Annotated in this window: 18 protein-coding genes; 15 read left to right on the top strand and 3 right to left on the bottom strand. The window is 52.3% G+C overall.

The features are described 5' to 3' along the window. Nucleotides 1-308 precede the first annotated feature (308 nt). Nucleotides 309-674, top strand: coding sequence for an LCP family protein (locus FD30_RS08275; protein WP_235803260.1), 366 nt, complete (start codon nucleotides 309-311; stop codon nucleotides 672-674). Nucleotides 675-736: 62 nt separating this feature from the next. Here the strand turns inward: FD30_RS08275 and FD30_RS08270 are convergent, their stop codons facing one another. Together FD30_RS08270 and FD30_RS08265 are read right to left on the bottom strand one after the other, a co-directional pair. Continuing rightward, nucleotides 737-1,126: a hypothetical protein gene (locus FD30_RS08270; RefSeq protein WP_056944632.1), complete on the bottom strand. Its 390-nt coding sequence runs from the start codon at nucleotides 1,124-1,126 to the stop codon at nucleotides 737-739. A gap of 245 nt (nucleotides 1,127-1,371) precedes the next feature. Next, nucleotides 1,372-1,749 (bottom strand): hypothetical protein, encoded by a 378-nt coding sequence (locus FD30_RS08265; RefSeq protein WP_056944631.1) that lies wholly within the window; start codon nucleotides 1,747-1,749, stop codon nucleotides 1,372-1,374. A 302-nt stretch (nucleotides 1,750-2,051) separates the two neighbouring features. Here FD30_RS08265 and FD30_RS08260 point away from each other — a divergent pair, with 302 nt between their 5' ends. Beyond that, on the top strand, nucleotides 2,052-2,567 hold the full coding sequence (locus tag FD30_RS08260) for a hypothetical protein (RefSeq protein ID WP_056944630.1): 516 nt from the start codon (nucleotides 2,052-2,054) through the stop codon (nucleotides 2,565-2,567). A gap of 112 nt (nucleotides 2,568-2,679) precedes the next feature. Here FD30_RS08260 and FD30_RS08255 read toward each other — a convergent pair whose 3' ends face one another. Next, the gene (locus tag FD30_RS08255) at nucleotides 2,680-3,657 is read right to left on the bottom strand and encodes a polyprenyl synthetase family protein (RefSeq protein ID WP_056944629.1); all 978 of its coding nucleotides are present in this window, start codon (nucleotides 3,655-3,657) and stop codon (nucleotides 2,680-2,682) included. 105 nt (nucleotides 3,658-3,762) lie between these two features. Between FD30_RS08255 and FD30_RS08250 the strand changes: the two genes are divergently transcribed. The 13 genes from FD30_RS08250 (at nucleotide 3,763) to FD30_RS08190 (ending at nucleotide 18,478) form a co-directional block, all read left to right on the top strand. Next, nucleotides 3,763-4,674: a 1,4-dihydroxy-2-naphthoate polyprenyltransferase gene (locus tag FD30_RS08250; protein ID WP_056944628.1), complete on the top strand. Its 912-nt coding sequence runs from the start codon at nucleotides 3,763-3,765 to the stop codon at nucleotides 4,672-4,674. A gap of 101 nt (nucleotides 4,675-4,775) precedes the next feature. Continuing rightward, nucleotides 4,776-5,351, top strand: coding sequence for a xanthine phosphoribosyltransferase (locus tag FD30_RS08245; RefSeq protein ID WP_024748219.1), 576 nt, complete (start codon nucleotides 4,776-4,778; stop codon nucleotides 5,349-5,351). A gap of 116 nt (nucleotides 5,352-5,467) precedes the next feature. Beyond that, nucleotides 5,468-6,634 carry an ATP-grasp domain-containing protein gene (locus FD30_RS08240; protein WP_056944627.1) on the top strand — a complete coding sequence of 389 codons (1,167 nt, stop codon included), beginning with the start codon at nucleotides 5,468-5,470 and terminating at the stop codon, nucleotides 6,632-6,634. A gap of 42 nt (nucleotides 6,635-6,676) precedes the next feature. Continuing rightward, complete coding sequence (locus FD30_RS08235; RefSeq protein WP_056944626.1) at nucleotides 6,677-7,225, top strand: hypothetical protein; 549 nt, start codon at nucleotides 6,677-6,679, stop codon at nucleotides 7,223-7,225. A 6-nt stretch (nucleotides 7,226-7,231) separates the two neighbouring features. Further along, on the top strand, nucleotides 7,232-7,498 hold the full coding sequence (locus FD30_RS08230; RefSeq protein WP_056944625.1) for a hypothetical protein: 267 nt from the start codon (nucleotides 7,232-7,234) through the stop codon (nucleotides 7,496-7,498). A 12-nt stretch (nucleotides 7,499-7,510) separates the two neighbouring features. Further along, on the top strand, nucleotides 7,511-7,930 hold the full coding sequence (locus FD30_RS08225; RefSeq protein ID WP_056944624.1) for a protein-export chaperone SecB: 420 nt from the start codon (nucleotides 7,511-7,513) through the stop codon (nucleotides 7,928-7,930). A gap of 172 nt (nucleotides 7,931-8,102) precedes the next feature. After that, nucleotides 8,103-10,358, top strand: a complete 2,256-nt coding sequence (gene pcrA / locus FD30_RS08220) for a DNA helicase PcrA (RefSeq protein WP_024748221.1) — start codon at nucleotides 8,103-8,105, stop codon at nucleotides 10,356-10,358. Between the two features lie 481 nt (nucleotides 10,359-10,839). Then, nucleotides 10,840-12,891: an NAD-dependent DNA ligase LigA gene (ligA, locus tag FD30_RS08215; RefSeq protein WP_056944623.1), complete on the top strand. Its 2,052-nt coding sequence runs from the start codon at nucleotides 10,840-10,842 to the stop codon at nucleotides 12,889-12,891. After that, entirely contained in the window at nucleotides 12,884-14,050 is a 1,167-nt protein-coding gene (locus FD30_RS08210; RefSeq protein WP_056944622.1) for a CamS family sex pheromone protein, read from the top strand. The genes ligA and FD30_RS08210 overlap by 8 nt, the downstream gene beginning before the upstream one ends. A 176-nt stretch (nucleotides 14,051-14,226) precedes the next feature. Continuing rightward, nucleotides 14,227-14,532 (top strand): Asp-tRNA(Asn)/Glu-tRNA(Gln) amidotransferase subunit GatC, encoded by a 306-nt coding sequence (gatC, locus tag FD30_RS08205; protein ID WP_056944621.1) that lies wholly within the window; start codon nucleotides 14,227-14,229, stop codon nucleotides 14,530-14,532. A gap of 3 nt (nucleotides 14,533-14,535) precedes the next feature. Continuing rightward, nucleotides 14,536-16,005: an Asp-tRNA(Asn)/Glu-tRNA(Gln) amidotransferase subunit GatA gene (gatA, locus tag FD30_RS08200; protein ID WP_056944620.1), complete on the top strand. Its 1,470-nt coding sequence runs from the start codon at nucleotides 14,536-14,538 to the stop codon at nucleotides 16,003-16,005. Further along, a complete protein-coding gene (gene gatB / locus FD30_RS08195) occupies nucleotides 16,005-17,426 on the top strand; it encodes an Asp-tRNA(Asn)/Glu-tRNA(Gln) amidotransferase subunit GatB (protein ID WP_024748226.1) in 1,422 nt (473 codons plus the stop codon). Before gatA ends, gatB begins: the two co-directional genes overlap by 1 nt. Nucleotides 17,427-17,446: 20 nt before the next feature. Continuing rightward, nucleotides 17,447-18,478, top strand: coding sequence for a diacylglycerol kinase (locus FD30_RS08190; protein ID WP_056944619.1), 1,032 nt, complete (start codon nucleotides 17,447-17,449; stop codon nucleotides 18,476-18,478). The last annotated feature ends 16 nt before the right edge of the window (nucleotides 18,479-18,494 follow it).

Raw genomic sequence — 18,494 nt, 5'->3', positions numbered from 1 at the left:
CATAGGAGCACCCCGTCGGGTAACTTCTATGCCTCTAAGCTTAGTATTTTTTTAGAGTTTTATTACTGAAGATAGGAGTATCCAACATAGTCATTCAAATTATTTTGGGGGTAATTGTTGTTTGGTATGGTTGCATATTTGTTGACTATTTGTCAAATAAGTTTAAACCATTAGATTTCATTTTTTACCCAAATAGATATTTTAAGATTGGCAAATTAAGTTAGATTAGAGTGCTTCAAAAGTTTGGCAATTATGGGATGTAAACAGTCAATATTACTTAATACTGTCAAGTGGCGGTATATAGCATGATGGCTTTGATTAAAAAGAGTGGCTCTATTTCCACCCTGATGAACCAATCCTTCATCAACTCCTTGTCCAGCCAAATTCAAACCGATTTAACGTTTGATAATTTGACCTCGTTAGCCAAGAATTACCGTTCCGCCGATAAGACGGTTAAGGAAACCCACTTACAGGGTCACGGTAAGGAAATTGGCGGTCAAGACATGGAAGTTATGCACAAGAAGGAATTACAGCGGGTGACGAACTTCATCCGCAGCGGCTTAGACTTGAAGCACGCGGATACTGGATCAGCCGCAATCTTCACGTCAACGTCTGATAGTTCCAGCAGTTCTAGCAGCTCCGAGAGTTCCACTACGACGAACTACGGTTACTAAAAGGTATAACAAAGCGAGAGCATCTCAATCGAGGTGGCTCTCGCTTTTTGTGGCTTTATTGGTTATTTGGTAAAGTACTCGACCCGGGTGTCATAAGAAACTTTCAAGGCCTTGTGGTGCTTGTAGTGACTACGCTTAAGGTTATAGTTTTCACCAACTTGTTTGCCTTTATGTATTTGAAATACGGTCACGTATCGGTTGTGCTTTCCGACGTGCACACCTAATTGTCTTCCTTTATACTGAAAGACGGAAGATTTAACGGAACGTGCATGAACGACTAGTTTTTCACCACGGTCGTACTTAGGCGATCTTAGAGTCCAGGTTCCACGGTAAGCTTTAGGCACCTTGCGGTAGACACTCTGGGCTTGGGCACTCTGTTGCGGTTGAACACAGATACCCACTGCGCCGATACTTAGACTAGCTGTTAAAACGACTAACCACTTTTTGAACATGTTACTAATTCCTCCAATTTAAATTTTGGTTGGGACGTGACGCTGGTCGGGGAGAGAAGTGGTCATAGGGAATTTTCGGCGGTGATACACCGCCATAAACCAACATTTTATGACCGCCAGTTTCCGACATTCTTTACCGCTAGGTCCCTGTAAACCATTGCGTTTGAGGCCATGATCGTCACAACTAAAGCCATTATCCCGCGGATTTGGGGATAATGGCTTTAGTTTAGATCCGGGATTGATCCTTAGAAGATGCCCTTACGCGTATAGTATTCGACGGTCCCATCGAAGTTAGCCCGTAACGCTAGCTTGTGATGGTGCTTGGTACGCTTCAAAACAAAGCTGGGTGAGGCCTGCTTACCCTTGTAGGTCTGGAAGATTGAGATTGACTTCTTACTGTTCTTACGGACACCTAAGGACTTGCCTTTGTAGTGGAAGCCGGGGCCTTTGACTTCGTGGGGGTGAATCATCACTTTAGTTTGCTTGTACTTCCAGTTACCCCAGTACTTCTCGGGGATGGCTTGGTGGAGCTTTTGGGCTTGTACGGGCTGCGGCTGGGCGTTGATTGCGACGGTTCCCAGACTGAGGACCGCTACGCCGGTTAGTAGGGCTTGTTTGATCATCTGAAACGTCTCCTTTGGGGGAGTCGGGAGGACAACCAATCCTTCGCGGCTTCCTAGAATTTAATCACCCTAATTATTACACTTTAAAATGATTTGGGAAACGCTTAATTTAGAAAATATGGTTAATAGAGCCCAGTCTCACGGTAACTGTCGATCGATAAAGGTCGGTTTATCTATTAGGTTCCTCACGGTTGAGGCGAAAAAAGTATAACTTTCCGTGAATTATTTAACTGTAAATTGATGTATATAGCCATTCAATAACGTGCAAAAAGCTTATAATGAAATAAGAAAGGAGTGTTAGGATGAAAGTAGCAAAATTAATCAGTGTCGCTTTAGTTGCCTTAACGGTTGGCGGAACGGGGGTTCTGTCCGCACCAGCAGTTACGGCACAAGCCAAAAGCACGATGAAGGTCTTCCCTAAGTCGATTCGGGGGACTTGGTACCACTATGATGGTAAGGGACACTACGGGACCACCAAGATTACGGCGAAGAAGATCAAGGAACGGAGTTATTCGTTCGGTCAATGGGATACGGAGAAGACAATATTACATCATCGCAAAACCACGGCGGATCCAGATAAAGCTCGTATTCATTCAAATTGGGGCGTTGCCATTAAGGTTAAGGGATGGACGGACCTGCGAGGTTGGAACCAATCGGCCGGTGATGGTGCCTACTACAAGGTCGGTCATCAACGGTACCATGGCAAAAGCGTCCGAGTCTTAAAAGAAGCTGGCGGTGCCATGATTGAGGTTAACAAGCATGATTACAAAACAAAGCACTTGGCCAAACACTTCCAACGGAGTAGCGAAATCTTTTAAGCATTGCGATTGAAGTACATAAAATCATCTGTAAATAATAAAATGAGCGTCTTGGACTGATATGGGATTAACCAGTCTAAGACGCTCATTTGGCAGTTACGTTGTATTTAGTTTAATGATCCCGCTTCAACAACATCCCCGTCAACCGCGCCAAATCTGCCCGGGCCGGGACGTCGGGCAACTGGGCGATTAAGGACAGTGCCTTGTTGGTCCATTCGGTGGCGAGTTTTTGTGCGGCGGCGACGCCGTGGTATTGAGTGACCAGGTCTTGGACCGCTTGAATATCTTCAGCGGTCATGGCCTGCTTTTTCTTTAAGTAGTGGTGGAACTCCGCTCTAGCCTGGGGTAATGCCAGCAACAGCGGCAGTGAGTAGACCCCGGAGCGCAAGTCTTCCAGAATTGGCTTCTTGGTCTTCTTAGGGTCGCCCGCGTAGTCTAAGATGTCGTCTAGCATCTGGTAGGCGCTCCCGATGGCCACCCCGATGGCCCGGGCGTTATCCTGAACACTCTGGGGGGCGTGGGTCAACATCGCGCCTTGGTAACAGGCCAGTGCGAACAGTTCAGCCGTCTTGCCCGCAATCTCATTTAAGTAGGCGTCTAGTGGCGCGTCCTCTTGATAATTTAAGGCCATTTGGCCCAATTCACCGGTCAAAATCTTGTGCATCGCGTCGATGTGGGCCTGAATCAAGGCAACGTCGTGGGTCGACTTCAAGACCTGGTCGAAGTAGACCGTGAACATGAAGTCGCCGGCGTAAATCGCGTTTTTCTGCCCGTATTTTATCTGAATCGTCCGCACCCCGCGGCGGGTGGGGGACTGGTCGATCACGTCATCGTGAATCAAGGTCCCCACGTGCAAGATCTCCAGGGCCGCCGCCCCCGCGCGTAAGGCCGCCGGGGAGGTCGGTTGACCAAAGGCCGCAAATAAGTAAAAGTACCCGGGACGTAAGAACTTGCCGCCGGAGGCCATTAAGGCTACTATTTTATTGTGAATAGGTCGGTTGGTCAGGTTTACCGCATCCAGCAGATAGGGCTGTAACGCGTTGAGTTCTGGCTCAACCTGCGGGAATTGCCGCCAAAGTTGTCGATCCATACTGCACCTCATTCGTTAGTCAAAATTAATCTTACCGACAACCGAAAACGTTGTCAAACAAAGCTAGTCAAAACTTACATATCGCGCATTAGGGGGATGGCATCAGTGACACTGAACGTGTTCTTAGAATTAGTAGAAATCAAGGCCAAAATTGCGTCCGTTTGGCCGTTCTTATTGGGGCTGCTCTTCGTGGCCCATAACTTCCAGCACCTCAACTGGGGCGTGGACGGGCTGTTCTTCATCGCCATGTTGCTCTTTAACATGGCCGTTGACATCAACGACAACTACCAGGACTACACCCGTGCCGACGACACGCAAGCGGCCGAGTGGAAACGCCACACCAACGTGATTGGCGTCCACCACCTCAGCGTGCGGGGCATCTTCGCGTTGATGGCCAGTTTCGCCGGAGTCGCCGGTCTGATCGGGTTATACCTGGTCTGGCTGACCGGGTGGCCGTTACTGGTTATGGGCATCTTTTGCTTTCTGGTAGGGTACCTCTACGCGGGCGGCCCGCAACCGCTGTCCGGCACGCCGACCGGGGAGTTCTTCGCCGGCTTCACCATGGGGTTCATGATCATGGCCATCACGGTCTACCTGAACCTCTACCAGACCAGCGCGTTGACCCTGACGCTGTGGCTACGGGTCCTATTGGCTTCGGGGATCGCGATGGCGGCCATCGCCGCGTTATTGCTGGCCAACAACATCTGTGACGCCCAGGAAGACCTGGACCTGAACCGGAAGACCATCGTCTACTATCTGGGCGTCCAGCGCGCGTTATGGCTGTTTGCGAGCTTCTACGTCTTAGGCTACCTGGCCCTGATTGCCAGTGTAGTCCTAGGCGACCTGCCGGTGTGGACCCTGTTGGCATTAGTCAGCGTCTTTCCCGTGGTGCGTAACGTCCGCGGCCTATTCCGGGTCCAAGTCAAAAAAGAAACGTTTATTCTGGCGGTCCGCAATCTAGGAATCCTGGCGCTGACCACCACGCTCGCGGAGGCGCTGGGGGTACTTCTAGCTTAACGCTTCCTAAATTTTCCGGTGCGGGCGTTGTGTTTTGGAACCCAAGTCGGGTAGAATAAAGGATAACTTAGGAAACGGCATATTATGGAGGTTATATACAGATGAAAATTTTAGAGGACCGCATTCGGCAAGACGGCACGATTTTACCCGGAAACGTCTTAAAAGTGGACAACTTCTTGAACCACCAAGTTGATCCGCAGCTGATGGACCAATTAGGCGCGGAGTTCGCGCGGCAATTCGCCGATGCGGGCATCACCAAGGTCCTCACGGTGGAGTCCTCCGGTATCGCACCCGCCGTCATGGCTGCCTTACATTTGGGCGTCCCGATGATTTTCGCGCGGAAGCACAAGAGCCTGACGCTGACCGACCACCTCTACACCGCCAAGGTCTACTCGTACACCAAGCAGGTCAACAACGACATTTCGATCGACCGGCGGTTCCTAGACCCCGACGACAAGGTCTTGATCATTGACGACTTCTTAGCCAACGGCCAGGCGGTCCAAGGGTTGCTCGACATCGCCGAATCCGCGAACATTAAGGTCGCCGGTGTCGGTGTGGTTATCGAGAAGCGTTTCCAGAAAGGCCATCAACTGGTCACAGACGCCGGGATTCCGCTGGTCGCCTTAGCCAGCATCGCGGCCTTCGAGAACGGCACGGTGACTTTTGCCCAGGACTAAGGGGAAGTGTGGCATGTTGCTTGTGTATTCGGCGGTCAAACCTTAGAATAAATGGTGAAGCGTATGCTTGATTTAATCATGTATAAAATCTGATAAGTGGAAAGTAGGGAAGACTATTGGCGAATACGGTCTTATATCCAGGCGATACGATTGGGGTCATCGGCAGCAGCGCGAACGCCGCGATGCTGGTCACGACTGCCCGGAAGATGGGGTTAAAAGTCGGGGCGTACGGCTCCGATGAAACCAGCGAGGCGTTACAACTGGCCGACTTTAAAGCGGTCGGCGACGGACGCGACAAGGCAAAACTACAGCACTTTGCGGAGAGTTGTGCCGCGGTGGTCTACGATTCCGCCCACGTCAGCACCGACGTCGTGAAGTTCTTGGCGCAATACACCAAGATTCCGCAGGGCAGCGACCTGTTGGAAATGATGCAGGACCGCTTACTTGAGCGGGCGTTCTTCGAACAGCTCAACGTCAACATTGCCCCTTACGCCACGATTATCGACTTAGACGACGTTTACCAATCCGTCAACTCGATCGGCTATCCCTGTGTCCTGAAGCCCATCCAAAAGGAATGGTCCAAGGGTCGCGAGTTAGTGATCCGCACGCAAACGGACATTGCTAAGGCGGCGGGGCTGCTCGACTGGGGGACCTACATCCTGGAATCCCAGATTACCTATGACCGGGAGTATTCGATCGTGGTCGCACGGGACCAGGAGGGTAACCAGCAGTTGTTCCCTGTCACGGAAGGCGAGTCGGCTGACGACCAGCCGTTCAAGACCTGGGTTCCGGCCAACGTGGACCCGGCCGTGGCCAGTGAGTTACGGCGGATTGCCTCCGAAGTGGGCCAACACGTCAATTACGTGGGGGCCTTCGAGGTCGGCTTTTACCTGACCAAGAACGGGTCGATTTACGTTAAGAAGATTGTTCCGGCACCTAGCGAAAACGGCTACGTGTTCGCGGACGCGGCGTCCGTCGACGAATTCGAGGAACACCTGCGGGCCATCTGTGGCTTGCCGTTAGCGGTTCCCGCCATTTTGACGCCGGCCGTGACCATCACCTTCACCAAGGCGCAGTTACCGGCCATGCGGACCCAGTGGCAGATTAAGCCTAACTGGCACTTCAACTTCTACCACTTGCGACACGCCGATGATGACACGGTGGTCGGGCACGTGGCCATTCAGGGCCAATCCGTGAAGACCATCTTGGACCAACTGGACGACACCGGTATCTGGACGGACGGTCCGGCCTTACCGGATAAGTCTGACCAGGAGACGGATTAAATTAGGAACTGGTTAACGGATATTTATGAGGTGTGGCGATACTTGATAAAAGAAATTTACCATGCAACGAGTCCAGAGAATTGTAAGAAGATTATGGCTAATGGTTTTATCTTCCCTCGAGTAAATTGGCAGTACTTTTATAGTCAATCAGGTAAGCATCCAGGTAGTCTGGGTTTTGGTGTGTATGGATTTTTAAATGATCGCATGTTAGCTCAGAAGTTTTATAAAAAAGATGATGTACCAGGTATTTTGAAAATTACTTTAGAACTTGACCCGGACTATGAACTGAACTTTGTCGATAACTTAGAGGATATGATGTTATTCAGGGCGTTTTTACAAGAACAAGAAATACACAAAACGCTTGACTATATCCGTAGAAATTATCAAAATAAGTTTACGCAACATGAATTAGATGGTGCGCTGATTGAATATTATATTCGCGAATTGAAAAGACATGGAGATGCTTTAATTAACGATGTTTGTTGTGCGACGACAACGGCAATCTATAAAAATATTAAAACGTATATTCCTAATGGCGTTGAGTATTGTTTGCGAAATGATGAGACCATTAAAACTATTGAAGTGGAGTGACTAAACATGGCTAAGTACTTTAAAACGCGTGAAGAAGTTCTAGCAGATATTCATGACTTTTCACAGAATATTGATGTTAAGGAGTTACTAGCTCTGTTAGGTGTTGAAACAATCGGCGGGGTAGAAGTGACATCTGAGAAACAATTTAGTGCTCCGGCGGTTTCTTCCAATAGAGGGTTAAAGGCTGTACATCAAAAATCAATAAGCAATTTTGTGGTGTCTGTTGAAGACGGCGATAATGATGAGCAACAATCTTATTTATTCGCGGCTTAAGGAGTTCATAAAATGAGTATAAGTGGACCTGTGATTAATTTTGAAGGTTATCGGATTAATAAGTTGCATTACGATACAATTAGTGCTGATGACTATCAGAAAAAGTATGGTAGCTCTAACGATACGAACATTGAAATTAAAGGTGCTATGGACACTGAAAACCATATAGGTACGGTTAAACTTAATGCTCAATTTGGAAGCAAAGTGTCAGGTTACCGGCAGTGCATGCTTGAACTAGATGGATCCTTCACGCTAAGGGAAGATTTAACACAGGACGATGCTAAAAAGTTTTTAGCAACGAATGGTGCAGCAATGTTGTATCCTTATCTGAGAACAATTGTTTCGATGATTACGGCCTTAGATGACCCTAAAGTTACGGTTTTACCGAGTTTGAATTTTGCTGATGAATTTAGGAAAAGCCATAAACCTTAAGAGTAAACACTTAAATCAATTTTACGAATAGAATTACCACCCCAATGCAGAATATGGTAGTGGTGATTCTATTTTTGTTGTGAATTTAATCTATTTGATTTTACTTGTCAGCAGAACGTATGTTTCTTTGCTATAATAGACAGGACTAATGACAGAGAGGATTGTGTTCAGGGTGGCAGGAGAAGAATTATTAACAGGCATGAATGACAAGCAGACGGAGGCCGTCCTTCAAACGGAGGGTCCCTTACTGGTCTTAGCGGGTGCCGGGAGTGGTAAGACGCGGGTCTTAACCCACCGGGTCGCCTACTTGATCGAGCATAACCACGTATTGCCGTGGCACATCTTGGCGATCACCTTTACCAACAAGGCCGCTAAGGAAATGCGCGAACGGGTCGCTAAGCTCTTGGGCCCCGACGGCAACGACGTCTGGGTCTCAACGTTCCACGCCCTGTGCGTGCGGATCTTACGCCGGGATGCGGACAAGTTAGGCTACAACCGGGCGTTTACGATTGCGGATACCGGGGAGCAGCGGACATTGATCAAGCGGGTCTTGCGCGACCAGAACTTAGACGTTAAGAAGTTCGACCCCCGTTCGGTTCTGGGGGCCATTTCGAATGCCAAGAACGCGCTACAGACGCCAGCTATGATGGCCGAGAACGCGGCCACACCGTTTGAGACCACGGTCGCCAGCGTCTATGACAGTTACCAACGGGCCCTCCAGGCCAACCAAGCCATGGACTTCGATGACCTGATCATGCTGACTATCAAGCTGTTCAAGCAGGAGTCTAGCGTGCTGGGGTACTACCAGGACAAGTTCCAGTACATCCACGTGGACGAATACCAAGATACTAACGATGCGCAATACATGCTGGTCAACATGCTAGCCAAGAAGCACAACAACCTGTGCGTGGTCGGGGATGGGGACCAGAGTATCTACGGTTGGCGGGGCGCCAACATGGAGAACATCCTGAACTTCGAGAAGGACTATCCAGACGCCCACACCACCTTATTGGAGCAGAACTACCGCTCGACTAAGACCATCTTGCAAGCGGCCAACGATGTGATCCAGCAGAACGTCAACCGGAAGAAGAAGGACCTGTGGACGGAGAACCCCGAAGGTGAAAAAATCGCCTACTACCGCGGGCAAAACGAAAACGACGAGGCCCACTATGTGGTGGCTAAAATTCAAGAAGAAATCGAGAAGAACCACCGCGGGTACGGTGACTTTGCCGTGTTGTACCGGACCAACGCCCAATCCCGGGTGATTGAAGAAACCCTGGTCAAGGCCAACATTCCTTACACCATGGTTGGGGGCCACAAGTTCTACGACCGGAAGGAAATCCGTGACGTTTTGGCCTACCTGACGCTGATCGCCAACCCGGCGGACTCGATGAGTCTGGAACGGATCATCAACGAGCCTAAGCGGGGCATCGGGAACACTAGTCTCGAAAAGCTGCGGGACTTCGCCGACATGAACGACTGGAGCGAGCTGGAGGCGACTCAAAACGTGGCGCTGGCCAACGGCATCAGTTCGCGGAGCCGTAACGCCATGGAGAAGTTTGGGATGACTATCAAGGCCATTCAGGACGCGGCCCCGAAGAATAACGTCTCCGACATCACCAACGACATTTTGGACCGGACGGGCTACCTCCAGACGCTGAAGAACTCCAAGTCGCTGGAAGCCGAGACGCGAATCGAAAACATCGAAGAATTCCTGTCCGTGACCCAAAAGTTCGATACCGACTGGGACCAGGAAGACCACGACGAGACCGACAACCGGTTGGTCGAATTCTTGGCCGACTTGGCCTTGGTCTCCGCCCAAGACGACGTGGATGAAGACCCAGCCGAGGTCACGCTGATGACCTTACACGCGGCCAAGGGGCTGGAATTCCCAGTCATCTTCCTGATGGGCTTGGAAGAGGGCATCTTCCCGCTATCTCGGGCCATGCTGGAAGAGGACCAGTTAGAAGAAGAGCGCCGGTTGGCTTACGTGGGGATCACGCGGGCCCAATCCAAGCTCTACCTGACCAACGCCTACTCTCGGATGCTGTACGGACGCCGGCAGAACAATCCGGAGTCACGGTTCGTGACCGAGATTGCACCGGAGCTGATCCACAAGGACTACAGCGAAAGTCAGAGTGGCTTACAACCACAACGGCGTGACGTGCCCTTTGCCCGGCGGACGGCCAGCGCGGTCGCCAAGCCGTACCATGGTAAGACCGGTCGGATCACAACCGACACCGGGACCGGTGCCGGTAAGGTGGCCTGGTCCGTGGGTGACAAGGCTAGTCACAAGAAGTGGGGCATCGGGACCGTGGTCAAGGTCAACGGGACCGGTGAAGACGCCGAACTGGACATCGCCTTCCCAGAGCAGGGCGTTAAGCGGCTGTTAGCCGCCTTCGCTCCAATCAAGCGGGTGGACGATTAGGTGTTGGGGCAGTCGCCTTACCGGACGGCCAGACAAGGCTGGAACGCCGTGGGCGCAACTTGAAGCCCAAAATGCAGGTCTTCAAGCCTGGCCTTTTCCTAGGCGAGCTAAGGAACGCTCACCAAGGAAAATTTCACGGCTGAGCCTTGTCTGGCCGTCCTCACGGCTTACATTTGCTTAGTCATCATGATTATTAGCCGTTCCAGAGGGCCTTTAAGTTTTTGGGGTCAGTCTAGCTTAGGTTTTTAGATACGGTTAACGGCCACGCTAAATTTAAAAATTGATAAAATCGATAATCAATCGCGCATTTTGAGAGCCCTGGAACGGGTTTAATGGGTGATGTGCTGTATGATGGACATGACTTAGAAAACCACCGATAAATGAAGCACGAATCAAGTTCGGCGGGTGACTACCGGACTAACAGAGCACCAGATTCTGTGCTTGCACGGGACTGGGGCTTTTGTTTTGGAGATGATAAAAAATGGAATCAGAGAGTCAGAAACCCGTTAAAGAACTCACGCAACACCAAGCAGCCGAAGAAGCGGCCGACCTGCGGCCACAGCTGATCGACTGGGGGAAGCAGTACTACGACGCGGACGCACCGGCCGTCGAAGACGACGTGTATGACCGGGTCTACGCCCGCTTAGTGGCCTTAGAGACCGCCTTTCCCGCTATCGTCACGGCCGATTCACCGACCCAACACGTCGGCGGGAGTGCCCGGGGCGACCTGCCTAAGGTCCGCCACGAGATTCCCATGCTGTCGTTAGGGGACGTCTTCTCCATCGACGAGTTGAAGGACTTCGACGCCCGGCTTCGGGAGAACGTTCCCGCCAATTACGCCGGTTTCGACTATAACTGTGAATTAAAGATCGATGGCCTGGCCATCAACCTGCATTACGAAAACGGGAAGTTCGTCCAGGGGTCGACGCGGGGTAATGGGCAGATTGGTGAGGACATCACCGCGAATTTGGCCACGCTACCCTCGATTCCCAAGACCCTGACGCGGCCGTTGACTATTGACGTGCGGGGCGAGTGCTACATGCCGAAACAGGCGTTTCTCGACCTGAACCAACGGCGGGAAGCTCAAGGCCAAGCGCCATTTGCCAACCCCCGGAACGCCGCGGCGGGCAGTCTGCGCCAACTCGACGTCCAGGTGACCGCCGACCGGAAACTCGCGACGTTCATGTACAACATCGCCGATTACGATCCGTTGGACACCCGGACCCAGAGCGGGCTCCTCGACGAGTTGGCGGAGCTAGGGTTCAGTACCAACCCGACCTACCAAGTCGCCCATGATATGGACGACGTGCAGGCTTACATCACCACTTACACGGGACAACGAGCTGACCTGGCGTACGGCATCGACGGCATCGTGATCAAGGCCAATCCCTTACCGCTGCAGCGGGCCATGGGGGCCACGGTCAAGGTTCCCCGGTGGGCGATTGCCTATAAGTTCCCGCCCGAAGAGGTGGAGACCGTGGTCACCGACATCGAGTGGACGGTCGGCCGGACGGGTATTGTGACGCCGACCGCCGTGATGAATCCGGTTCAACTGGCCGGCAGTACCGTCGCCCGGGCATCGTTGCATAACCCGGATTATCTGGAAGTTAAGGACATTCGCTTGGGCGACACGGTCCTGTTGCATAAGGCCGGGGACATTATCCCCGAGATCTCGCAGTACGTGGCGGCCAAACGCCCGGCTGACGCACAACCGTATCCGATTCCGACACACTGCCCGTCCTGTGGAGCCGAATTGGTCCACTTGGATGAGGAAGTGGCGTTGCGCTGCATCAACCCCAGCTGCCCCGCGCAGTTGGCGGAGGGGATGAACCACTTTGCGTCCCGGAACGCGATGAACATCGCCGGGTTGGGACCGCAGATTGTGGCCCAGCTCTTCGACCGACACTTGGTCACCGATGTGGCCAGTTTGTACCAGCTGACCAGCGACCAATTATTAACTTTAGATAAATTTGGGGAGAAGTCGGCCCAAAACCTCTTGACAGCTATCGACAATAGTCGCAATAATTCACTAGAACGGTTGCTATTTGGGTTAGGGATTCGGCACGTGGGCGCTAAGGCCGCCCGGTCGATTGCGGCGCACTTCGGGGACATTCAACACCTGATGGCCGCCGACGCGGACGCCATCGTGGCCATCGACACCATCGGCCAGATCATTGCCGACAGTGTGGTCACCTACTTCAGTACCGACCAGGTGCACCAGTTGATCGACCGGTTGGCCGCGGTCGGGGTCAACCTGACCTATACCAGCGGTGCCGTGGTGACGGCTAGCGATAGTCCGTTTGCCAATCAGCGGGTGGTCTTGACCGGGAAGCTGCAAGAGCTGACCCGGCCGGAAGCCACGGAATGGCTGGAGCAACACGGCGCGACCGTGACGGGCAGCGTCTCCAAGAAGACGGATCTCCTGATTGCGGGGGAGGCGGCCGGCAGTAAGCTGACCAAGGCCCAGAAGCTGGGGATCACCATCTGGAACGAGGCCCAATTACAAGCAGCCATGACTGAAAATAATGGATGACTTAGGAGGAAACATCGTGAAACGGTTACGAATGGTTATTGCATTAGCCGCCATTCCGCTTTTCCTAGCGGGGTGTGGGGACCTGGGGAGCTCGAGCATGTCTTCGGGTTCTAAGGGCAGTACGTCCGGGACTCAGCTGACGGGGCAGAGTACGGATAGCGACTACGAAGGGGTCATTCAAAGTGGCCACTACCGGGTCAGCAAGTCCCGTGGGGTGACCAACACCCAGGATTCCGGGAACACCTATAATTTGAAGAGCTTCGAGAACGGGATGTTGAACGTTTCTAAGAAGGTCTTCTCGACCAAGAACTACGTCTTCCAGGAAGGGCAGTACCTGAGTTCGACCACGGTCCAGGATTGGTTGGACCGGAAGTCGAAAACCAACGCCACCGGGTTGAACCCCGTGGATAACGGCTCGAAGTCAGCGACTAAGCGAAACCCAATCTACATCCAGGCGTTGGAAGAACAGGATTACATGACCCAGAAGAACAATAAGTTGTCCTTAGCCGGGGTCACCGTGGGAATCGCGGTCAACTCGGTCGACTACTACAAGAAGGAACAGTACGGGGCGACCTACCAGACTAAGATCTCCAAGGCGGATGGTGAAGCCTATGCTAAAAAGACGGCCAACACGGTCCTGAAGCGGATGCGGCAGAAGTCGGCGCTTAAGAACGTGCCAATCGTGATCGCCATTTACCGGCAGGCCTCCAACGACAGCCTGGTCGGCGGGAACTTCTTAGCTTACTCGAACAATAAGGCGGGGACCACCAGCGTTTCCAAGTGGACGGCGTTGGCCCAAAAGAACTACGTCTTCCCGTTGGAGAGCGGTCAGTCGAGTCCTAACAGTAACGATGCCAGTTCCTTCTCCAACTTTAAGAGTCAAGTCGAGAACTTCTTCCCGAACTTGAGTGGGGTCACCGCTCAAGCCCAGTATGACGGGAAGACTTTGCAGGGGATGCACATCAACATCACCACGCAGTTCTATAGTCAGACGGAAATCATCAGCTTCACGCAGTACCTTCAGACGGCGGCACAGAAGTACCTGCCATCGGGAGTGCCAATTGACATTACGGTCTCCTCAACGGACGGGATCCAAAGCTTCCTGTCCCGGAAGGCCAGTGAAAAGACCTTCAGTAGTCACGTCTTTAACAGCTACTGATCGGGTTCTTAGAACTAATGAATGGGCGGCGGTTTTTCGATTAAGGAAAAACCGCCGCCTTTTTGGTGAGAATCTTTGGCGTTAGAGCGATATATGGTAAAATAGCAATGTGTGTTTGCTCGCAGAACTAAGCGGGTAAACGGGTCATACGGATAATTAAGAAAGAAGGATAATTGATGGCTAATCGAATTAATCGTGAGCAAGTTCAACACGTTGCCGAACTGGCCAAGCTTGAGTTTACGGATACTCAGCTGGACGCGTTAACCCCGCAACTCGATGACATCATCGGCTTGTTTGAATCACTCAGTGAGGTGGATACCACCGGCGTTGAACCAACCAGCAGTGTCACGGATCAGATCAACGTGATGCGCGACGACGTAGCGGACAACTGGGGTCAAAGTGCGGCCCTGCTGAAGAATGCACCGGATGCTGAACGCGGCTACATCAAGGTGCCAGCCATCATCGATGAAAGTGAGGACTAATTAATGGATTACTTAAAGCAAGACCTCGCCAGTCTGCATGCCGATTTGGTGGCTAAGAAGTACAGCGCTAAGGAATTAACGCAACAGACTTTTGCCAATATCAAGGCTACGGATCCCCAAGTCGATGCCTTCTTGCATTTAAATGAAGATGAAGCTTTGGCGCAAGCCGACCAGATCGACGCGGCCGGCATTAGCGAAGACCAGCCCTTAGCTGGGATTCCAATGGCGTTAAAGGACAACTTAGTGACTAAGAACGTCACGACTACGGCGGGCTCGAAGATCTTAGGGAACTTCAAGCCGGTCTACGACGCCACGGTGGTTCAGAAGTTGGCTAACGCCCAGATGATTTCTGTGGGGAAGACCAACTTGGATGAATTCGCCATGGGGAGTTCGACGGAAAACTCCGCCTTTAAGACTACCAAGAACGCCTGGGACCACACCAAGGTCCCTGGTGGGTCTTCGGGTGGTTCGGCAGCCGCTGTGGCGGCCGGAATGGTTCCCGCAACCTTAGGGTCCGATACCGGTGGGTCGATTCGCCAACCGGCCTCCTTCAACGGGGTCGTTGGGATGAAGCCAACTTACGGTCGCGTTTCCCGGTGGGGTCTGATTGCCTTCGGGTCTAGCTTGGATGCTATTGGCCCTATGACGCGAACCGTTAAGGACAACGCCTTGATGCTCAGCGCGATTGCTGGGCACGACCAACACGACCTGACCAGTTCCGATAAAGCAGTGCCGAATTACGCGGCAGACTTGACGGCTGCGACTAGCGTCAAGGGCTTACGGATTGGGTTGCCGAAGGAATTCCTGGGTGACGGGATCGCCGATGACGTGAAGCAGGCCATCTTAGCGGCAGCGGACACTTACCGGAAATTAGGGGCGACGGTCGACGAAGTCTCCTTACCGCATAACAAGTACGGGGTCGCAGCTTACTACATCATCGCTTCATCCGAAGCGTCCTCGAACTTACAACGGTTCGATGGGATTCGTTACGGTTACCGGGCTCAGGATGTCAAGAACCTGGAAGACGTCTACGTGAAGTCCCGTTCCGAAGGCTTTGGTGAAGAAGTTAAACGCCGGATCATGTTAGGGACGTTCTCCTTATCTGCCGGGTTCTACGATGCCTACTTCTTGAAGGCGGCTCGGGTCCGGACGGTCATCTTGAACGACTTCAAGGCCATCTTAAAGGACCACGACTTCATCATGGGCCCCGTTACGCCAACCACGGCGTTCGGCATTGGTGAAGAGATCACCGACCCGATGACCATGTACATGAACGATATTTTGACGATTCCAGTCAACTTAGCGGGCTTGCCGGGGTTGTCCTTACCAGCCGGCTTCAGTAAGGGGTTGCCAATCGGGATGCAACTGATTGGACGGCCATTTGACGAAAGCACGCTCTATCAGGCTGGTTACGCCTTTGAACAAAACACAGAATTTCATACCAAAGTTCCAACGTTAGGGGGTCACAACTAATGAATTTTGAAACGACTATCGGACTGGAAGTCCACGTTGAATTAAAGACGAATTCGAAAATCTTTAGTCCATCACCCGTTGAATTTGGGGATGACCCTAACGCCAACACCAACGTGATCGACTGGGGATATCCAGGGGTTCTGCCGACCACCAACAAGGGCGTTGTCGCTGATGGCATCATCGCGGCACTGGCCTTACACGCGGACGTGGAACAACACACCCACTTCGACCGGAAGAACTACTTCTATCCAGATAACCCCAAGGCTTACCAGATCACGCAAGCGGACAAGCCAATTGCGCATGACGGGTGGGTCGAGATCACGGTTGACGGTGTGAAGAAGAAAATCGGGATCGAAGAAATGCACATTGAAGAAGATGCCGGGAAGAACACCCACGAACGGAACTATTCCTACGTGGACTTGAACCGGCAAGGCACGCCGCTGATTGAAATCGTGTCGAAGCCTGACATTGCTTCTCCAGCGGAAGCCTACGCTTACCTGGAAGCCTTGCGGCAACGAATCCAATTCACGGGGATTTCTGACGTGAAGATGGAAGAAGGGTCCATGCGGGTCGACGTTAACATTTCGGTTCGGCCGGTGGGTCAAGAGAAGTTCGGGACCAAGACGGAATTGAAGAACTTGAACTCCTTCACTTACGTCAAGCGGGGCCTGGAGTACGAAGAAAAGCGGCAACAACAAGTCTTGATGTCCGGCGGTAGCGTACGACAGGAGACACGGCGGTTCGACGAAAAGACTGGCGAGACGATTCTGATGCGGGTCAAGGAAGGTTCCGATGACTACCGGTACTTCCCAGAACCCGACTTGCCAGCGCTGAACATCTCCGATGACTGGATCAAGGACTTACAGGCAGCGATGCCGGAAATGCCTGGGAAGCGGCGTGAACGTTACGTCAACGACTTAGGCTTGACCGACTACGACGCCATGGTCATTACCCAGACTAAGGAAATGTCTGACTTCTTCGATGCTATGATCGCGTTGAAGGCGGATCCGAAGATGGCGGCCAACTATCTGCAAGGGGACGTGAACGCCTACCTGAACGATAACCAAGTTGATCTGTCCGCCACTAAGTTGACACCAGCCAACTTAGCCGGTATGATTAACCTCATTTCCGATGGCACGATTTCGACCAAGATGGCCAAGAAGGTCTTCAAGGCCGTGACCAAGGGTGAGGAACCTAAGGCCTACGTGGAAGCGCACGGCTTGGTTCAATTATCCGATCCAGCTAAGCTTCAACCAATCATCGATGATGTGTTGGACCAGAATCCACAATCCATCGAAGACTTTAATAACGGGAAAGACCGGGCAGTCGGTTACCTGGTGGGCCAGATTATGAAGCAGACCCACGGGCAAGCCAACCCACAAGTGGTCAACAAGTTATTGATGGCTGCTTTGAAACACTAGAGAACAATGGAGGCACCAGCATGCGTAAACGGGCACGGGTGATTTATAACCCAACCTCAGGCCGTGAGGCGTTAAAGAAAGATTTAATTGATATTTTGGCAGTGTTCGAGCAGGCCGGCTATGAAACCAGTGCTTACGCGACCACGCCAGCGCCGAATTCGGCTCGTGACGAGGCAACTCGGGTAGCCCGGGCCGGTTTCGAGCTCATCGTGGCGGCAGGTGGCGACGGGACCATTAACCAAGTGGTCAATGGGATCGCCGGCTTACCGCACCGTCCCAAGATGGCCATCATCCCGGCCGGGACCACCAACGACTATGCGCGCGCACTGCACATTCCACGGGAAGACCCCTTGGCAGCCGCTAAGGTGGTTTTGAAGGAACAGACGGTGAACATGGACATTGGTCAGGCCGGTGACCAGTACTTCATCAACATTGCGGGTGGTGGTCTACTGACCGAGCTGACCTACGATGTACCGTCCAACCTGAAATCCATTTTCGGTTACCTGGCTTACCTGGCCAAGGGCGCCGAACTCCTGCCGCAGATCAAGCCCATCGAGATGGACTTGACCTATGACGGGGGCCATTTCCGGGGGAAGGCGTCGATGTTCTTGCTGGCACTGACGAATTCCATCGGGGGGTTCGAAAAGATCGTCCCCGATGCCGCGTTAGATGACGGGAAGTTTACCATGATCATCGTTAAGACGGCCAGTCTACCGGAATTGCTCCGGTTGATGGGGTTGGTCTTGAATGGCGGGAAGCACATCAACGACCCGCACATCATCTACGTGAAGACCAGTAAAGTGGTCGCACGGCCGGTGGAAGACCGGATGATGATCAACTTAGACGGTGAATATGGTGGCGATGCGCCGATGAAGTTCCGCAACTTGCGGCAACACATTGAGATGTACGCCAACCTAGACGCCATTCCGGATTCCGCGGTGACCATGGAGTCGCCAGAAATGCTAGAAGCAGAACAGAAATTCGTCAAGCAGGTGGAAGAACTGCCTGCGGACCCGGCGACTGATTCGACCGATGCGGCCGCCAAAAAATAGATAATCGTTTACGGAA

Origin of the sequence: Levilactobacillus namurensis DSM 19117 (assembly GCF_001434785.1) — a bacterium.
In the GTDB taxonomy this organism is placed as follows: Bacteria; Bacillota; Bacilli; order Lactobacillales; family Lactobacillaceae; genus Levilactobacillus; species Levilactobacillus namurensis.
Note: the sequence above shows the minus strand (reverse complement) of the source record. Positions and strands in the feature narration are given on the sequence as shown.

What these genes read in the sequence shown, in the direction of transcription:
- FD30_RS08275 (WP_235803260.1), top strand. Translation starts at nt 309, where the DNA reads ATGGCTTTGATTAAAAAGAGTGGCTCTATTTCCACCCTGATGAACCAA.
- FD30_RS08270 (WP_056944632.1), bottom strand. Translation starts at nt 1,126, where the DNA reads ATGTTCAAAAAGTGGTTAGTCGTTTTAACAGCTAGTCTAAGTATCGGC.
- FD30_RS08265 (WP_056944631.1), bottom strand. Translation starts at nt 1,749, where the DNA reads ATGATCAAACAAGCCCTACTAACCGGCGTAGCGGTCCTCAGTCTGGGA.
- FD30_RS08260 (WP_056944630.1), top strand. Translation starts at nt 2,052, where the DNA reads ATGAAAGTAGCAAAATTAATCAGTGTCGCTTTAGTTGCCTTAACGGTT.
- FD30_RS08255 (WP_056944629.1), bottom strand. Translation starts at nt 3,657, where the DNA reads ATGGATCGACAACTTTGGCGGCAATTCCCGCAGGTTGAGCCAGAACTC.
- FD30_RS08245 (WP_024748219.1), top strand. Translation starts at nt 4,776, where the DNA reads ATGAAAATTTTAGAGGACCGCATTCGGCAAGACGGCACGATTTTACCC.
- FD30_RS08230 (WP_056944625.1), top strand. Translation starts at nt 7,232, where the DNA reads ATGGCTAAGTACTTTAAAACGCGTGAAGAAGTTCTAGCAGATATTCAT.
- FD30_RS08225 (WP_056944624.1), top strand. Translation starts at nt 7,511, where the DNA reads ATGAGTATAAGTGGACCTGTGATTAATTTTGAAGGTTATCGGATTAAT.
- ligA (WP_056944623.1), top strand. Translation starts at nt 10,840, where the DNA reads ATGGAATCAGAGAGTCAGAAACCCGTTAAAGAACTCACGCAACACCAA.
- FD30_RS08210 (WP_056944622.1), top strand. Translation starts at nt 12,884, where the DNA reads ATGGATGACTTAGGAGGAAACATCGTGAAACGGTTACGAATGGTTATT.
- gatC (WP_056944621.1), top strand. Translation starts at nt 14,227, where the DNA reads ATGGCTAATCGAATTAATCGTGAGCAAGTTCAACACGTTGCCGAACTG.
- gatA (WP_056944620.1), top strand. Translation starts at nt 14,536, where the DNA reads ATGGATTACTTAAAGCAAGACCTCGCCAGTCTGCATGCCGATTTGGTG.
- gatB (WP_024748226.1), top strand. Translation starts at nt 16,005, where the DNA reads ATGAATTTTGAAACGACTATCGGACTGGAAGTCCACGTTGAATTAAAG.
- FD30_RS08190 (WP_056944619.1), top strand. Translation starts at nt 17,447, where the DNA reads ATGCGTAAACGGGCACGGGTGATTTATAACCCAACCTCAGGCCGTGAG.